Here is a 15,666-nt window from a genome sequence, read left to right on the forward strand (position 1 = left end):
AGCCGGAAACTTGCAATCTGGCGGTGACTGATGCAATCAGGGAGGCAGCATGGCGAACTTGCAGGCGGATGCAGTGGCAGCCGAAGCCGAGCCGGGCGCTGAGTCCGGTCCGGACGCCGTCGGCGGGCTGGAGGCACCGTACTCCACGCTGGAATCACGCTGGCACCAGATGTTCCCGCAACTGACCGCCGACGAGATGGAGCGCGTGCGCCGCTTCGGCACGCCGCAGAGCTGGCGCGCGGGCGAGAAGCTGTTCGCCATCGGCGACGCCGGGCGCGGCATGTACCTGGTCACCAGCGGCCGCGTGCGCGTGATGCGGCGCGACGGTCTGGGGCGCGAGCACCAGATCACCGAGCAGGGGCCCGGACACTTCCTCGCAGAGGTCGGCACCCTGTCCGGCCGCCCCGCGCTGGTCGACGGCGTCGCGGTCACCGAGACCCACGGCTATGTGATCCCGCCGGAGCGGCTGCGTGCGCTGCTGGTGGCCGAGGCCGAACTGGGCGAGCGCATCATGCGCGCGCTGATCCTGCGCCGCGTCGGGCTGATCGAGTTCGGCAGCGGCCCGGTGCTGGTGGGCCACGGCACCGAGCCGCAACTGCTGGCGCTGCAGGCCTTCCTGCGCCGCAACGGCTACCCGCATACCGTCATCGATATCGACGCCGACCGCGACTGCTCGCTGCTGCTCGACTACGCCAACGCGCCCGCCAGCGACTTTCCGCTGGTGATCTGCGCCGACGGCCGCGTGCTGCGCGCCCCGGACGAAGGACAACTGGCGTCGTGCCTTGGCCTGCTGCCGGAGTTCGATCCCGACTACGTCTATGACGTGGTGGTGGTCGGGGCCGGACCGGCAGGATTGGCGACGGCGGTCTATGCCGCGTCCGAAGGCCTGTCAGTGGCGGTGATCGATTGCCGCTCGCCGGGCGGGCAGGCGGGCGCGAGCGCGCGCATCGAAAACTATCTGGGCTTTCCGACCGGCATTTCCGGGCAGGCGCTGGCTGGGCGCGCCTTCGTGCAGGCGCTCAAGTTCGGCGCCCACATCGCGATTCCGCTTGAGGTGAAGGCGTTGCACTGCGGGGCCGACCCGATCCGGCTGGAGCTCGCGGACGGCCGCATGGTCCCGGCCCATACCGTGGTGATCGCCACCGGCGCCCAGTACCGCCGGCCCGGCATCGCCGCGCTCGAGCATTTCGAAGGACGGGGGGTCTACTACTGGGCCTCGCCGGTGGAAGCCAAGCTGTGCAAGAACGAGCCGGCGATGCTGGTGGGCGGCGGCAATTCGGCCGGGCAGGCGGCGGTGTTCCTGGCCTCGCATGCGGCGCACGTGCATATGCTGGTGCGCGGCCCGGGGCTGGCCGCCACCATGTCGCGCTACCTGATCGACCGCATCGCCGCGCTGCCGAATATCACGCTGCATACCCATGCCCAGGTCAGCGCGCTCGACGGCGACGGCTGGCTCAGCGCGGTGCACTATGATTGCCGCGCCGAGCAGGCCACGCCGGTCACCATGGCGGTGCGGCACCTGTTCCTGTTCATCGGCGCCGACCCGAATGCGGCGTGGCTGCGCACCTGCCATGTCGAGGTCGACGACAAGGGCTTCGTGCGCACCGGCGGCGGCGCGCTGGGCTGCGCCTCGGCGGTGCCGTATCCGTTGCAGACCAGCGTGCCGGGGGTGTTCGCCATCGGCGACGTGCGCGCGGGATCGACCAAGCGCGTCGCCGCCGCGGTCGGCGAAGGCGCGGCGGTGGTGGCGCAGATCCACGACTACCTGGCAAAGATCCAGGCGCCTGCCCCCCACTGAGCGGCAGGCCGTTTCAGCCCTGCGCCTCGCGCTCCAGCAGCTCGCGCTTGCGCGCCACGCCCCAGCGATAGCCTGACAGGTCGCCGTCGCTGCGCACCACGCGATGGCAGGGAATCGCCACGGCCAGGTGGTTGGCCGCGCAGGCCTGCGCCACCGCGCGCACCGCACGCGGCGCGCCGATGCGGGCCGCGATCTCGGCGTAGCTGGCGGTGCTGCCGACCGGGATCTCCCGCAGCGCTTGCCATACGCGCTGCTGGAACGCGGTGCCGCGCACGTCCAGAGGCAGCGCCAGGCCGATCGAAGGTGCTTCGATCAGCCCCACCACCTGGGCCACCAGCTGCTCGAACTGCGCGTCGCCGCCGATCAGGTTGGCGCGCGGGAAGCGGTCCTGCAGGTCTTGCAGCAGCGCTTGCGGATCGTCGCCCAGCAGGATCGCGCAAACGCCGCGCTGGCTCTGCGCCACCAGGATTGCGCCCAGCGAGCATTGGCCGATGGCGAAGCGGATATCCATGTCGGCGCCTCCCGCGCGGTAGCGCGACGGAGTCATGCCGAGCACGGCGTCGGAGGCTTCGTAGAAGCGGCTGTTGGAGCCGAACCCGGCATCGTAGATGGCCTCGGTCACGGAGTCGCTGGTGCCTAGTTGCTCGCGCAGTTTCCTGGCCCGATGCGCGGCGGCGTACGCGCGCGGGGTCAGGCCAGTAGCGGTCTTGAACAGGCGGTGGAAATGATAGGGGCTGACACCAGCGGCGCTGGCCAGCTCCGGCAGCGTGGGCACGGCGTCGGCGGCCTCGATGCGGCGGCAGGCGTCGGCCACCATGGCCGCATGCCGTGCCGCCAGCGCGGGCAGCGTCGCACGGCGGCTGGGCCGGTAGCCGGCGGCTTCGGCCGCGGCGGCGTTGTCGAAGAATTCGACATTGGCCGGATGCGGCAGGCGTGACGGGCTGCTCGGCAGGCAATACACGCCGGTGGTCCTGACCGCATAGACAAAGTCGCGGTCGGCGCCGGGGTCGCGCGCCAGCACGCGTGCCCAGCGCGGATCCTGTTCGACCAGGGTGGCTTCGGCTGCCGGTGCGGAACGGAAGGATCGGGTCATGGATGCCTCACGTAGCGTCGTGAAAGATGATGCCGAGCGTGTAGCGCTGTCCGGCATGCAGCCGGCTGACGCCGTGCCGCAGGTTGACGCGATAGCTGCCGCGGGTGCCCTGCACCGGCCGCTGGCTGACCGCGAACACCACGGCATCGCCCTGGCGCAGCGCCACCACCTCGGCCCGCGACTGCATGCGCGGGCGCTGCTCGGTCAGCACGAACTCGCCGCCGGTAAAGTCGCGGCCGGGCTCGGAGAGCAGGATCGCGACCTGCAGCGGGAACACGTGCTCGCCGTACAGGTCCTGGTGCAGGCAGTTGTAGTCGCCGGGGCCGTAGCGCAGCAGCAAGGGCGTCGGCCGCGACTGGCCGGCGTGGTGGCAGCGCGCGATGAAGTCCCGGTGCGCGGCGGGATAACGGACGTCGATGCCCATGGCGGCATTCCAGCGGTTGGCCACCGGCACCAGGCGCGGGTAGAGCGCCGTGCGGAGTGCGGCGACCAGGCCGGGCAGGGGATAGCGGAAGTACTTGTATTCGCCTTGGCCGAACCCGTGCCGGCGCATCTCGATGCGGGAGCGGTACAACGCGTCGTTGCCATAGCCGGCCGCCAGCGCGTCGCATTCGCCGGCGGACAGCAGGCCGGGGATGGCGGCGCAGCCGAAGTCATCGAGCTCGCGCGCCACCGCGTCCCAGTCGATGCCATTGACCCGGGTCGCCACGTCTGCCGCATGCCGACGCGCGACAGCCGCGCGTCCGGCGACGGCCATTTCCGGGTGCTGGATCTGGCTGGTGCCCACTGCAAATCTCCTGTCCTGTGCTTGCATGGTGCCAACTTTAGGCCGGGGGCGTGCGCGGCGCACTCCGGGTCTTGCTTTTGAATTTTGCCCGGCATCCTTGGCTTGACAATACAAATCTGTCTACCAATAATGAGACAGACCTGTATCACCTCGTCTTTTGCCAAGGAGCCTCCATGTCCACACCCGTTGAAACCCGCCCGCCGCTGCCTCCCTTCACCCGCGAAACAGCTATGGCCAAGGTCCGCGCCGCCGAGGACGGCTGGAACAGCCGCGACCCGGAACGCGTGGCGCTGGCCTATACCGTCGACAGCGCGTGGCGCAACCGCGCCGAATTCGTCAACGGCCGCGCCGATATCGTCGCGTTCCTGCAGCGCAAATGGCACAAAGAGCTGGATTACCGCCTGATCAAGGAGCTATGGGTGCACGAAGAGAACCGCATCGCCGTGCGCTTTGCCTATGAATGGCACGACGATTCCGGCAACTGGTACCGGTCATATGGCAACGAGAACTGGGAATTCGATGAGGCGGGGCTGATGCGCAAGCGTTTTGCCTGCATCAACGATGCGCCGATCCGGGCGGCGGAGCGCAAGTTTCACTGGCCGCTGGGCCGGCGTCCGGACGGGCATCCGGGCTTGAGCGAACTGGGGCTGTGATCGGTCGCGCCGCCTCTCACGCGCGCGGGAGAGGCGGCAAAAACAAAGGCCGGTTTACTGCATCTTGTCCAGGTTGCCGATCCGCACCAGCATCTCAGTGAACATCTGCATATCGAGATTGAGGTCGGCCACTTCCTTGTACTCGCGCGCATTATGCGCGGTGTACTTCTTGCCCGGCATGGCCGGGCCGAAGTTGATGGCGTTGGGCATCAGCTTGGCGGTGGTGCTGCCCGCGGTGGAGACCGGCTTGGCTTCGAGCCCCGTGGTATCGCCGAAAATGTTCAGCAGCGTCGACAGCCACGCGCCCTTCGGATCGCGCGCCATCCAGTTGCCCTGGTCGTACTTGATCTCGACCGGCCCATGGGTGGCAGCCCAGCCGAAAATGCGCTTGGTGATCTTGCCGCCCAGCTCGTCCGGGGTGCGCCCGCGCGGCATGCGCACGTTGGTGACCACGTCGACGTACTCACCGCGCTCGCGCACCAGCGTGGGCGACATGGTCAGCGGGCCCATGAACGGATCGCGGTAGGCCACGTCCATGCGGTTGCCCAGGTAGTCCAGGCCGTACAGGTCGTTCAGGTAGCGGACCGCGTTCAGGTAGTGGTTTTCGGCAAAGCGCACGCCGCTGGCCTGCAGGAACAACGCCAGCCGCGGCAGCGGGTTCACGCCTTCTTCCGGCCGCGAGCCGTGCGCCGAGGCGCCGGTGACCTTGACCTCGACATCGTTTCCGGCGCGCTTGACGTCGATCGAAAACTTGCCGCGCGGCGTGTAGCGGCGCACGAATTCCGCGCGCGCCTGTTCCAGCGCGGCGGCCACCGCGGCGGGATCGCCGCCGGCGATGCGCGCGGTGGCGGTTTCGGGAATGGCGTTGGCCGAGGCCGCGCCGCGCATCGCGACAATGGCCGGGCCCTTGCTGTCGGCCTGGCTGGGCGCGCGCTTGTCGTCGGCCGCCTTGATGCCGAACGAAACCGTCAGCGTGCCCGCGCCTTTCTCGGCCACTACGGCCGGATACTTGCTGTCGAGCACCACGTTGTACTCGGGCAGCGTGGTGTGCTGGCGGTAGTATTTCATGCCGTCGCCGCCGGTTTCCTCGGTGGTTTCGATCATCAGCCGGATGCTGCGCTCGAGCGGCACGCCGCTTTCCTTGACGGTCTTCATCGCGTACAGCACCGCGGCGATCGAGCCCTTGTCGTCGATGGTGCCGCGCCCGTAGAGCAGGTCGCCGATGCGCGTCATGCGGAACGGGTCCAGCCTGGTGCCGTCGTCGAGCACCCATTCCTCGGCCACCGCCGGTACCACGTCGGCGTGGGTCAGGATGCCGAAGGTGTCCTTGCCGCCGCCGGGCAAGGTCACCTCGAAGACCCGGTTGTCGACATTGCGATAGGCCAGCCCGAAATCGCGCGCCATGCCTTCGATCATCTTGCCGAATTCAATGATGGCGGGATTCTCGTGCTGGGCGATCTTTTCCTCGCGCACGGTGCGCAGCGCCACCATCTTGCCCAGCACATCGATGGCGGGGGCCTCGTTGCGCAGCCGGTTGTAGACCCCGAGCAGCCGCGCGACATTGACCAGGTTGTCGCCTGACAGCGGCGCCTTCGCCTGCCACGCAGCCACCGCGGGCGCGACCAGGGGCTCGGCCCTGGCTGCCGCCGCCATGAAGGCGGGCAGGTCGGCCTGGGCCGCCTTGGCGACGGCCGGGCTGTTGCCCGTCAGGGCTTCCAGCGCCGGCTTCTTCAGCGTCTGGGCGTGCGCGGGGAGGGCCAGCGCAAGCGACAGCACGAGCAGGGATGCCCACCGATGGCGGTACGGCAGGCGGCAAGGTCGGGTCATTGCGAAGAAGGGAGTCTTAGGAGATGCCGCATGATAGGGCACTCTCCGGGCTTTTCCCGAAAAAATATGCTTTTTCGTCCGCGCGGCCCGCATGCCTTGCGGACCGATAGGTGGTGCCTATGTCTCAATCATAGTCTTTGGCAATCATCGCTGTTGAAATGATGAATTGTACAAATCACTTCCCGGTCTACAGAATGGGGCCTTCGCTGCAACCCGCAGCCGAAACCAACCCGATCCAGAACCAGGAGTGAACCAATGCTGCAATCCCGCGAAGGCCAACGCGTTCCCAATGTCGCTTTCCGTGTACGTGAAGACAACGAGTGGAAGACCGTCACCACTGGCGAGCTGTTCGACGGCAAGACCGTGGTGGTGTTCTCGCTGCCGGGGGCTTTTACGCCGACCTGTTCGTCGACCCACCTGCCGCGCTACAACGAACTGGCCCCGGTCTTCGCCAGGCATGGCGTGGACGACATCCTGTGCGTGTCGGTGAACGACACCTTCGTGATGAACGAATGGGCCAAGGATCAGGAGTCCGCAAACATCACCATGATCCCCGACGGCAATGGTGAATTCACCGAAGGCATGGGCATGCTGGTGGACAAGGCCGACCTGGGCTTCGGCAAGCGCAGCTGGCGCTATGCGATGCTGGTCAAGGACGGCGTGGTGCAGAAGATGTTCATCGAGCCGGAAGAGCCGGGCGACCCGTTCAAGGTGTCCGATGCCGACACCATGCTGGCCTACATCGCCCCCGGCGCGCGCAAACCTGACCAGGTGGTGGTGTTCTCCAAGGTCGGTTGCTCGTTCTGCGCCAAGGCCAAGCAGCTGCTCGACGACAACGGCTTCGACTACGTCGACGTGCCGCTCGACAACAAGGTGCGCGGCAAGGTGCTGGGCGCCGTGTCGGGAGAGATGACCGCACCGCAGGTCTTTATCAACGGCAAGCTGATCGGCGGCGCCGAAGCGCTGCAGCAGTACCTGGCCGCCTGAGCCGCAATCAGCTGATTCCCATTCTTGCCCCGATGCACGGGGCCGGCAGTCGCCGGACCCGATGGCGCCGCCTTGCCCGCACCGCGCCGGGCAGCGCCATCCAGCCCGCTGATTGACCCAGCCTGACGCTTAACAAAGGAACCACCGCCATGACCACCATCCAGACCGACGTCGCCGTGATCGGCGCGGGCACCGCCGGCCTTGCCGCCTACCGCGCCGCGATTGCGGCGGGCAAGCGCGCCGTGATCATCGAGGGCGGCCCCTACGGCACTACCTGTGCCCGCGTGGGCTGCATGCCGTCCAAGCTGCTGATCGCCGCTGCCGAGGCCGCGCATGAGCTGCGCCACACCGCGCCGTTCGGCGTGCATGTCGACGGCCAGGTCCGCGTCGACGGACGCGAAGTGATGGCGCGCGTGCGCAGCGAGCGCGACCGCTTTGTCGGCTTCGTGGTGCGCGGCGTGGAGAACATCGCGCCGGCCGACCGCATTCGCGGCTATGCCCGCTTTATCGACACCACCACGCTCGTAGTGGACGGGCACACCACCGTGCGCGCCAGCCGCGTGGTCATCGCCACCGGTTCCACGCCGGTGCTGCCGGCGCCGTTCCAGGTGTTCGGCGACCGCCTGATCGTCAATGACGATGTGTTCTCCTGGCAGGACCTGCCCGGCAGCGTGGTGGTGTTCGGCCCCGGCGTGATCGGGCTGGAGCTGGGGCAGGCGCTGTCGCGGCTGGGCGTGCGGGTGCGCGTGTTCGGCGTCAGTGGCTCGCTCGGGCCGCTGACCGACCCGGTGATCCGCGCCGACGCGGCGCGCACCTTCAACCAGGAGTTCTACCTCGATCCCGACGCGCAGGTGACCGACATGGACCGCGATGGCGACCAGGTGGTGGTGACCTACCTCGACCGCGAAGGCCGCAGCGTGACCGAGCGCTTCGACTACGCACTCGCGGCCACCGGCCGCGCCCCCAATGTGCGCGGCCTGGCCCTGGAAAACACCGGCCTGGCGCTGGATGCGCGCGGCGTGCCGCTGTTCGACGCGAACACGCTCCAGTGCGGCAACGCGCCGGTCTTTATCGCCGGCGATGCCAACAACATCCTGCCGTTGCTGCATGAGGCCGCCGACGAGGGCAAGGCCGCCGGCGAGAACGCCGCCAGCTATCCGCAGGTGAGGCCGCTGGCGCGCCGCGCGCCGATCGCGGTGGTGTTCACGGACCCGCAGATCGCGATGGTCGGCCAGCGCTACGCAGACCTGGCCGAGGGCAGCTTCGTCACCGGTGAGGTGAGCTTTGAAGACCAGGGTCGCAGCCGCGTCATGCTGAAGAACCGGGGACTGATGCACGTCTATGCCGACAGGGCCACGGGCCGCTTCCTGGGCGCCGAATGGACCGGCCCGCGCGCCGAGAATATCGCCCACCTGCTGGCGTGGTCGTACCAGCAGGGCCTGACCATCGCGCAGATGCTGACGATGCCGTTCTACCATCCGGTGGTGGAAGAAGGCCTGCGCACGGCACTGCGCGACGCGGCCGCCAGGCTGGAAGGCTGATCGCGGCGATTGCTAGACAGGTCTGTCTGTCATAGTATCGAAGCACAGGCCCGGGGCCGCGCTGCGCGCAACCCGGGCGTTCTCCTGTTCTCGCTATCCCGCTTGAATCACATGGCCACGCCTTCCGCCCGCGACCGCATCCTCGACACCGCCGCCCGCCTGTTCTACCAGGAGGGCTATCGCGCCACCGGCATCGACCGGATCATTGCCGAATCCGGCGTGGCGAAGATGTCGCTCTACCGGCATTTCGCCTCCAAGAACGCGCTGATCGCGGCGTTCCTGGCGCGCCGGCATGACGAGTGGATGGCGTGGTTCCGCCAGGACGTGGAAGCCCGCCTCGCCGAGCGGCCCCGCCTGGACGTGATCGCCGACGCGCTGGCCGACTGGTTCGCCCGCGACTTTCGCGGCTGTGCCTTCATCAACGTGGTGGCGGAAGCGGGGGGCGACGCTGAGGCGCAGCAGCAGGCGGTGGCCCACAAGGCTGACCTGGAGGCCTTCGTCGCCGATATCGCGGCGCACCTGGGGCTGCGCGAGCCACTGGCGGTGGCGGCGGAGGCGATGCTGTGCATCGAGGGCATGATCGTGCGCTACCAGATGCAGCCGGACAGCGCGGTGATCGAGGCGGGCAGGCGGTTCCTTGGCCGTTTGCAGGGCGAATGACGGGATCGTCCGGCCTGGCGCCGGGGCAGCATCCTGCGGGCTGCCGGATAGTCGCGCAGCGCCTCGTTCATCAGCGTTTGCCAGCCGCTACCGGTTGCCTTGTAGGGCGCCAGCACGTCGGGATCGATGCGCAGCGTCTGATTCACCTTGCGCTCGCCAACCGGTTTGGCAGGCCTGCCGCGACGTTTCGCCAGTGCCTCGACCGTCTCGTCGCCGAGCAACTCTCATGCCGGGCGCATCTTCGTGAACTGCTCTGTCGGCACTGACGCCGCATCGGGGTCTAGCTCAATGCCGCGCGCGATGGCGGCGTCCTCTGCCGGGGGGGGGGGCGGATGAGGTCAGGTTTCCTGTTCATAGTCCCGCAGGAAAATCGGTCTCTCGAGCAAGGAAGATCCACGAAAAGTCCGAATCATATGTCTCGTCCGTGACACATTCAGGCTACAATTCTGATGTAATCACGAATCATTCCTATTCGTAATCAGAATTTTCCACTTGTGATGCCGCTTAGCGGCACCGCCACAATTTGATCCCTGAGTGATGTCTCTGCACCCGAACCGTCGGGCGAAGTCGCGCTTTGCCCGCTCCCCGCTTGTCACCCCATGCCGTCTTTCCTTGACCACCCTTGTGCTGAGCCTGCAGGCCGGCGGCGTGTTTGCGCAGGTCGGCGATAGCCCTGTGCCGGCCACGCCGGCGGCCGCAGCCGCAGGAGAATTGCCGGCGGTCACGGTGCGCGCCAGCCACGACGATGAGACCGCCACCGGCCCGGTCCATGGCTTTGTGGCGAAACGCAGCGCCACCGCCACCAAGACCGACACGCCGGTGATGGAGACGCCCCAGTCGATCACCGTCATCACTCGTGACCGCATGGAAGCGCAGGGTGCGCAGACCGTGCAGCAAGCCATCGGCTACAGCGCCGGCGTCTACGCCGGTCCCTTCGGCAATGACGCGCGCGGAGACTGGGGCAAGTTCCGCGGCACGGACTTCACGCAGTATCGCGATGGCTTGCTGAACCAGGTCGGCTTCTACAACAACGTGCGTCCCGATGTTTATGCACTCGAGCGCATCGATGTGCTGCGCGGGCCGTCGTCGATGCTGTTCGGGCAGGGCGCGGTCGGCGGCATCCTGAACCTGGTCAGCAAGCGTCCGCAGGCGGAAGCGGCGCGGGAGGTCGGGGTGCAGTTCGGCAACTACAACCGCAAGCAGGTGCAGGCCGACCTGACCGGGCCGCTGGATGCGGACGGCAAGTGGCTGTACCGTCTGGTGGCGCTGGCGCGCGACAGCGACACGCAGGTGGACTACGTGCAGGACAACCGCTACCTGCTCGCGCCGTCGCTGACCTGGCGGCCGACACAGGACACCTCGCTGACGCTGCTGGCCAACTTCCAGCGCGATGTGAGCGGGACCTCGGTCGGATTCTTCCCATGGCGCGGCACGCTATATCCGAACCCGGGCGGGCAGATTCCCGACCACCTGTTCATCAGCGAACCCGGCTTTGACCGCTACACCGCGGAGCAGCAGTCGGTCGGCTACGAATTTCGGCACAAGTTCAACGACACTGTGACGGTGCGGCAGAACCTGCGCTATTCGCACAGCTCGGTGGACTACCGCAGCATCTATGCGCGATTCAATGATGCCAATCGTGGCTGGGTGCCGGGCAGCAACACGCTGATGAACCGCACCGTCTACGTGAATCAGCCGACGCTGAATTCGTTCGCGCTGGACACGCAGGCACAGACCAACTTCCGCACCGGCCCGATCCAGCACACTTTGCTGACGGGCGTTGACTACCAGCACGCTGAAATCACGGGGACCACCGGCGTGGGCGGGTCCGCCGCGCCGCTCGATGTGTTCAACCCGGTCTACGGCAATTTCACGCCGCCGGGCACGCGCTCGCTGAATCCGGCCACGCAGGCGCAAACCGGCCTGTACGTGCAGGACCAGCTGGCCTGGAACAAGTGGCTGCTGATGCTGGGGCTGCGCTATGACTGGTCGCGCGCCGCGCAGGACAACACGCCCTCGGCCAGCCGCGACGACAGCGAGCTGACCAAGCGTGCCGGCCTGATGTACCGTTCGGACATCGGCCTGAACCCGTACGTCAGCTACTCCGAGTCGTTCCAGGGGCTGGCCGGGTTCAACAAGGCCAACCAGGCCTTCAAGCCGCTGCGCGGCTCGCAGTGGGAGGCGGGCATCAAGTACCAGCCGCCTGGCAAGAACGCCACGCTGACCATCGCGGCATTCGACATGCGCGAGAAGAACCGCAAGACCGCCGGCGTGGTCAACGGCATTCCGGATTCGGTGCAGGTGGGCGAAGCGCGCACGCGCGGCATCGAAGTGGAGGCACTGGCTTCGCTGACGAACCGGCTGGACCTGATCGCGACCTACACCTACCTGGATGCGCGCGTGATCGACGGCACCCCGGCCGAGGTCGGCAAGAAGCTGGCGAGCACGCCGTCGAACATGGCCTCGCTGTGGGCCAACTATCGCTTCAAGCTGTTCGGGATGCCGGGCTTCGTGGCGGGCGGCGGCCTGCGCTACGTCGGCCCCAGCTATGACGGCGCCGACCAGAACCGGGTGGGCGGCGTAACGCTGTACGACGCCATGATTGCCTATGACCATGGCCCGCTGCGGGTCGCGCTGAACGCCAACAACCTGTTCGACAAGCAGTTCCTGACCACTTGCCTGGCGCGCGGGGACTGCTACTTCGGCGCGCGCCGCACCGTGGTGGGTACCGTCACCTACCGCTTCTGAGCGGAACTGGCGCAAAGCCTCGCGCCCCCGGCCAGGACGGTCGGGGGCCGATAAGCCGGCCAAAGTCGCCGCCCGGCGGGCTAATCGGCGTCGGGGATGGGCGCGCCTTGCACCTTGGGCGCCGGCTCGGCCTGCAGGGCATCGGCCGGCAACAGCCGCAGGAAGGTGCGCGCGATCTCGGGGTTCCGGCACGCCAGCCAGTCGTCCCACTGCGCGCGCGGCACGATCACCACCGAGCGCTTCTCGTCGCCCGGCTTGTGGAAGCGCTGCATCAGCGGGTGCTGCGCCGAGTCGACGGTCAGCATGGTGAAGGACAGCGCCTGGTCCGGCCAGCCGCGCCACAGCCCGGCAATGCCGAAGGCCGGCTCGCCGGGCAGCCAGACGCGCCAGCGCACTGGCTTGCCCGGCGCCGCACTGTCCGCCCCGTGGTCGGGATACGCGAACTCATAGAACGCCGTGGCCGGTATCAGGCAGAGCTGGCCCTGGCGCCAGTAGCCCGCAAAGGCGGGGCGCTCGCCAACGGTTTCGCTGCGGGCATTGGTGGTGTCGTAGCGCCGTGCGCCGGGCGGAATGCGCGCGCGCGGCACCATGCCGAACGAGGCCAGGTCGGCACTGCGGCTGCCATCCTCGGCGGCGCGCACGATCGGCGCCGCATAGTCGGGATAGGTCTCGGCCTTGTACACGCCCGGCGGTGGCTCCACGCCGAAGATTTCGCGCAGGATGCGGCGCTGGACCGGGGCATAGTTGGTGCACATGCGCTCTCTCCGGAGGGTGATGCCGGTATCGTGTGGGGCCGCGGGCGCCGCGTCAAGGCCGCTGCGGCGCCCCGTTGATCCGCAATGCAGGCATGGCAAAAACCGTCAGCCGCGCTGGCGGAATCGGTTATTGCCGGACCGGCGCGCCGTGGCGCACACTCTTGCGACAGCCGTGGCGCGGCGAACGCGCACGGCCACCGACTACAAGGCACAAGCCGGATTCAGGAGACCCCATGCGCGACTACGCCCAAGCTTTCGACGGATTTTCCTATGACGACGCCGTGGCACGGCAACTGCACGGCAGCCTGGCGGCGATGAACGCCTGCGTCGAATGCTGCGACCGGCACGCACAGCCAGGCCGCATTGCGCTGAACTGGGAAGGCCGCCACGGCGACGCGCGCAGCTGGACCTTTGCCGAGCTGCAGGCGCTGTCGGCGCAGTTCGCGGGTTTCCTGAAGGCACAGGGTGTGCAGCCGGGCGACCGCGTCGCGGGGCTGCTGCCGCGCAACGCCGAGCTGCTGGTGACGATCCTCGGCACGTGGCGCGCCGGTGCCGTGTACCAGCCGCTGTTTACCGCCTTCGGCCCCAAGGCCATCGAGCATCGCCTCAATGCGTCCGGGGCGAAAGTGGTGGTCACCGATACCGCTAACCGGCCCAAGCTGGCCGAAGTAGCCGGCTGTCCGGCTATCGTCACCGTGGCCGGCAGCCGGGGCGGCACGGAACAACCGGCCGTGACGGCAGGCGATTTCAGCTTCTGGGCCGAGCTGGCACGCCAGCCGGCATCGTTCGCGCCCGTGATGCGGCGCGGCGACGACCCCTTCCTGATGATGTTCACCTCCGGCACCACCGGCCCGGCCAAGCCGCTGCTGGTGCCGCTCAAGGCCATTGCCGCGTTTGCCGCCTATATGCGCGATGCGGTTGACCTGCGCGACGACGATGCGTTCTGGAACCTGGCCGACCCGGGCTGGGCCTACGGCCTGTACTACGCCGTCACCGGCCCGCTGTCGCTGGGCCATGCCACTACGTTCTACGACGGCCCGTTCAGCGTCGACAGCACCTGTCGCGTGATCCGCAAATACGGCATCACCAATCTGGCCGGGTCGCCCACGGCCTACCGGCTGCTGATCGCGGCGGGCGAGGCCGTGTCCGGCCCGCTGCGCGGGCAATTGCGCGCCGTCAGCAGCGCCGGCGAGCCGCTCAACCCGGAAGTGATCCGCTGGTTCGCCAGCGAGCTGGGCGTTACCATCCACGACCACTATGGCCAGACCGAGCTGGGCATGGTGCTGTGCAACCACCACGCCCTGGCCCACCCGGTGCGCATGGGCGCGGCCGGCTTTGCCAGCCCGGGGCACCGCGTGGTGGTGGTCGACGAGGCCCTGCGCGAGCTGCCGCCGGGCCAGCCGGGCACGCTGGCGCTAGACCTGAAGCGTTCGCCGATGTGCTGGTTCGGCGGCTACCACGGTACGCCCACCAGCGCCTTTGCCGGCGACTACTACCTGACCGGCGATTCCGCCGAGCTCAACGACGACGGCAGCATCAGCTTTATCGGCCGCGCCGACGACGTCATCACCACCTCCGGCTACCGGGTCGGCCCGTTCGACGTGGAAAGCGCGCTGATCGAGCACCCGTCCGTGGTCGAGGCTGCGGTGATCGGCAAGCCCGACCCCGAGCGCACCGAACTGATCAAGGCCTTCGTGGTGCTGGACCCGCAGCACCCGGCCTCGCCCGAGCTGGCCGAGACCCTGCGCCTGCACGTGCGCCAGCGCCTGGCCGCCCATGCCTACCCGCGCGAAATCGAGTTCGTCGCCGAACTGCCCAAGACCCCCAGCGGCAAGGTCCAGCGCTTTATCCTGCGCAACCAGGAGGTCGCCCGCGCGCGCACGGCGGCCGGCGCCTGAACCGGGCGCTGCCGGCTCGGCTGGGCGGCAGCGCCCCGGGGGCGGACCGCTTCCTATAATGAGGAAGCGGTTGCCGGGGTCCCGGGGGTGAAGGAGGCCGCGGCGCCGCTCCGGCGCGCCTGCAGGCAGGGGCGCGCCTCCCTCCATCTCCAGACAACCGGCGAGGCGACAACATGCAGAGTAGCGAAGCGGTGCTGACGCAGGCGCGCGCAGCCCTGGCCCATGTGCCCTATCAGGGCCATGTCCTCCATCCCACCATCCAGCTGCGGCTCTCGGACGGGGCCCTGATCCTCGAGGGCGAAGTGGCCGATATCGTCGACAAGACCCGGGCCGCGGCGACGCTGCGGCGCGTGGACGGCGTCACCAGCGTGATCGACCACCTGCGCGTGGCCGACGGCGGCGCCCCGATCGGCGACGGCGAGCTGCGCGACGCCGTGTGCGAGCGCCTTCTCAATGCCGTCGAATTTCACAATTGCAAGATTTGCGCGCGCGTCAAGGGCAAGCCAGAGGCCATGCGCGAACCCGTGAGCGAACGCAACGGCTGGATCGAAGTCGCGGTGCAGGACGGCGTGGTGACGCTGTGGGGCCAGGTGATCAGCCTGTCGCACATGCGCCTGGCCGGCGTGCTGGCGTGGTGGTCGCGCGGCTGCCGCTGCGTGGTCAATGAACTGGTGGTGGCGCCCGCCGAAACCGACCGCGACGATGAAATCACCGAGGCGCTGATGCTGGTGCTGGAAACCGACCCCTTTGTCGATGCCGCCCAGCTCAGCGCGCATACCCAGGACCGCGTGGTGACGCTCGAGGGCTGCGTCAGCAACGAGCGCACGCGCCTCCAGGCCGAGCGCGATGCCTGGTACGTGCAGGGCGTGGAGGACGTGGTCAACCACATCTCGCTGCGCCCCTGAGCGCGGGCCCGGGA

General features: G+C 68.2%; 13 protein-coding genes. 8 read left to right on the forward strand and 5 right to left on the reverse strand.

Annotated features, from left to right (window positions below):
* Nucleotides 1–49 precede the first annotated feature (49 nt).
* Nucleotides 50–1,798, forward strand: a complete 1,749-nt coding sequence (locus tag A3AG_RS0121925) for an FAD-dependent oxidoreductase (protein ID WP_018007501.1) — start codon at nt 50–52, stop codon at nt 1,796–1,798.
* A 13-nt stretch (nt 1,799–1,811) separates the two neighbouring features.
* Here the strand turns inward: A3AG_RS0121925 and ada are convergent, their stop codons facing one another.
* The gene (gene ada / locus A3AG_RS0121930) at nt 1,812–2,891 is read right to left on the reverse strand and encodes a bifunctional DNA-binding transcriptional regulator/O6-methylguanine-DNA methyltransferase Ada (RefSeq protein WP_018007502.1); all 1,080 of its coding nucleotides are present in this window, start codon (nt 2,889–2,891) and stop codon (nt 1,812–1,814) included.
* Between the two features lie 7 nt (nt 2,892–2,898).
* On the reverse strand, nt 2,899–3,648 hold the full coding sequence (locus A3AG_RS0121935) for a 2OG-Fe(II) oxygenase (protein WP_051073558.1): 750 nt from the start codon (nt 3,646–3,648) through the stop codon (nt 2,899–2,901).
* A gap of 203 nt (nt 3,649–3,851) precedes the next feature.
* Between A3AG_RS0121935 and A3AG_RS0121940 the strand changes: the two genes are divergently transcribed.
* On the forward strand, nt 3,852–4,331 hold the full coding sequence (locus A3AG_RS0121940; RefSeq protein ID WP_018007504.1) for a nuclear transport factor 2 family protein: 480 nt from the start codon (nt 3,852–3,854) through the stop codon (nt 4,329–4,331).
* 54 nt (nt 4,332–4,385) lie between these two features.
* Here A3AG_RS0121940 and A3AG_RS0121945 read toward each other — a convergent pair whose 3' ends face one another.
* Nucleotides 4,386–6,158 (reverse strand): dipeptidase, encoded by a 1,773-nt coding sequence (locus A3AG_RS0121945; RefSeq protein ID WP_035849407.1) that lies wholly within the window; start codon nt 6,156–6,158, stop codon nt 4,386–4,388.
* 255 nt (nt 6,159–6,413) lie between these two features.
* On the opposite strand from A3AG_RS0121945, the gene A3AG_RS0121950 reads away from it, so the two are divergent.
* From A3AG_RS0121950 to A3AG_RS0121960, 3 genes are all read left to right on the forward strand, one after another.
* Complete coding sequence (locus A3AG_RS0121950) at nt 6,414–7,145, forward strand: glutathione peroxidase (RefSeq protein ID WP_018007505.1); 732 nt, start codon at nt 6,414–6,416, stop codon at nt 7,143–7,145.
* 149 nt (nt 7,146–7,294) lie between these two features.
* Nucleotides 7,295–8,686 carry a dihydrolipoyl dehydrogenase gene (locus A3AG_RS0121955; protein WP_018007506.1) on the forward strand — a complete coding sequence of 464 codons (1,392 nt, stop codon included), beginning with the start codon at nt 7,295–7,297 and terminating at the stop codon, nt 8,684–8,686.
* Nucleotides 8,687–8,797: 111 nt separating this feature from the next.
* Nucleotides 8,798–9,346: a TetR/AcrR family transcriptional regulator gene (locus tag A3AG_RS0121960; RefSeq protein WP_018007507.1), complete on the forward strand. Its 549-nt coding sequence runs from the start codon at nt 8,798–8,800 to the stop codon at nt 9,344–9,346.
* Here A3AG_RS0121960 and A3AG_RS34850 read toward each other — a convergent pair.
* Complete coding sequence (locus A3AG_RS34850) at nt 9,274–9,567, reverse strand: BrnA antitoxin family protein (protein ID WP_370866998.1); 294 nt, start codon at nt 9,565–9,567, stop codon at nt 9,274–9,276. The two genes, A3AG_RS0121960 and A3AG_RS34850, sit on opposite strands and share 73 nt — an antisense overlap.
* Nucleotides 9,568–9,883: 316 nt before the next feature.
* On the opposite strand from A3AG_RS34850, the gene A3AG_RS0121965 reads away from it, so the two are divergent.
* Complete coding sequence (locus A3AG_RS0121965) at nt 9,884–12,094, forward strand: TonB-dependent siderophore receptor (RefSeq protein ID WP_026164388.1); 2,211 nt, start codon at nt 9,884–9,886, stop codon at nt 12,092–12,094.
* Between the two features lie 80 nt (nt 12,095–12,174).
* Here the strand turns inward: A3AG_RS0121965 and A3AG_RS0121970 are convergent, their stop codons facing one another.
* Entirely contained in the window at nt 12,175–12,849 is a 675-nt protein-coding gene (locus tag A3AG_RS0121970) for an SOS response-associated peptidase (RefSeq protein ID WP_018007509.1), read from the reverse strand.
* 233 nt (nt 12,850–13,082) lie between these two features.
* Here A3AG_RS0121970 and A3AG_RS0121975 point away from each other — a divergent pair, with 233 nt between their 5' ends.
* Together A3AG_RS0121975 and A3AG_RS0121980 are read left to right on the forward strand one after the other, a co-directional pair.
* Nucleotides 13,083–14,747, forward strand: a complete 1,665-nt coding sequence (locus tag A3AG_RS0121975) for an AMP-binding protein (RefSeq protein WP_018007510.1) — start codon at nt 13,083–13,085, stop codon at nt 14,745–14,747.
* A 173-nt stretch (nt 14,748–14,920) separates the two neighbouring features.
* Nucleotides 14,921–15,652: a BON domain-containing protein gene (locus A3AG_RS0121980; protein ID WP_018007511.1), complete on the forward strand. Its 732-nt coding sequence runs from the start codon at nt 14,921–14,923 to the stop codon at nt 15,650–15,652.
* The last annotated feature ends 14 nt before the right edge of the window (nt 15,653–15,666 follow it).

The sequence above is a fragment of the Cupriavidus neocaledonicus genome (assembly GCF_000372525.1).
GTDB classification, from domain to species: domain Bacteria; phylum Pseudomonadota; class Gammaproteobacteria; order Burkholderiales; family Burkholderiaceae; genus Cupriavidus; species Cupriavidus neocaledonicus.

Bases quoted from the DNA above. Each gene is read 5' to 3' on its own strand.
- A3AG_RS0121950 (WP_018007505.1), top strand. From the start codon at position 6,414: ATGCTGCAATCCCGCGAAGGCCAACGCGTTCCCAATGTCGCTTTCCGT.
- A3AG_RS0121955 (WP_018007506.1), top strand. From the start codon at position 7,295: ATGACCACCATCCAGACCGACGTCGCCGTGATCGGCGCGGGCACCGCC.
- A3AG_RS0121945 (WP_035849407.1), bottom strand. From the start codon at position 6,158: ATGACCCGACCTTGCCGCCTGCCGTACCGCCATCGGTGGGCATCCCTG.
- A3AG_RS0121925 (WP_018007501.1), top strand. From the start codon at position 50: ATGGCGAACTTGCAGGCGGATGCAGTGGCAGCCGAAGCCGAGCCGGGC.
- A3AG_RS0121960 (WP_018007507.1), top strand. From the start codon at position 8,798: ATGGCCACGCCTTCCGCCCGCGACCGCATCCTCGACACCGCCGCCCGC.
- A3AG_RS0121975 (WP_018007510.1), top strand. From the start codon at position 13,083: ATGCGCGACTACGCCCAAGCTTTCGACGGATTTTCCTATGACGACGCC.
- A3AG_RS0121935 (WP_051073558.1), bottom strand. From the start codon at position 3,648: ATGGCCGTCGCCGGACGCGCGGCTGTCGCGCGTCGGCATGCGGCAGAC.
- A3AG_RS0121980 (WP_018007511.1), top strand. From the start codon at position 14,921: ATGCAGAGTAGCGAAGCGGTGCTGACGCAGGCGCGCGCAGCCCTGGCC.
- ada (WP_018007502.1), bottom strand. From the start codon at position 2,891: ATGACCCGATCCTTCCGTTCCGCACCGGCAGCCGAAGCCACCCTGGTC.
- A3AG_RS0121970 (WP_018007509.1), bottom strand. From the start codon at position 12,849: ATGTGCACCAACTATGCCCCGGTCCAGCGCCGCATCCTGCGCGAAATC.
- A3AG_RS0121965 (WP_026164388.1), top strand. From the start codon at position 9,884: ATGTCTCTGCACCCGAACCGTCGGGCGAAGTCGCGCTTTGCCCGCTCC.
- A3AG_RS0121940 (WP_018007504.1), top strand. From the start codon at position 3,852: ATGTCCACACCCGTTGAAACCCGCCCGCCGCTGCCTCCCTTCACCCGC.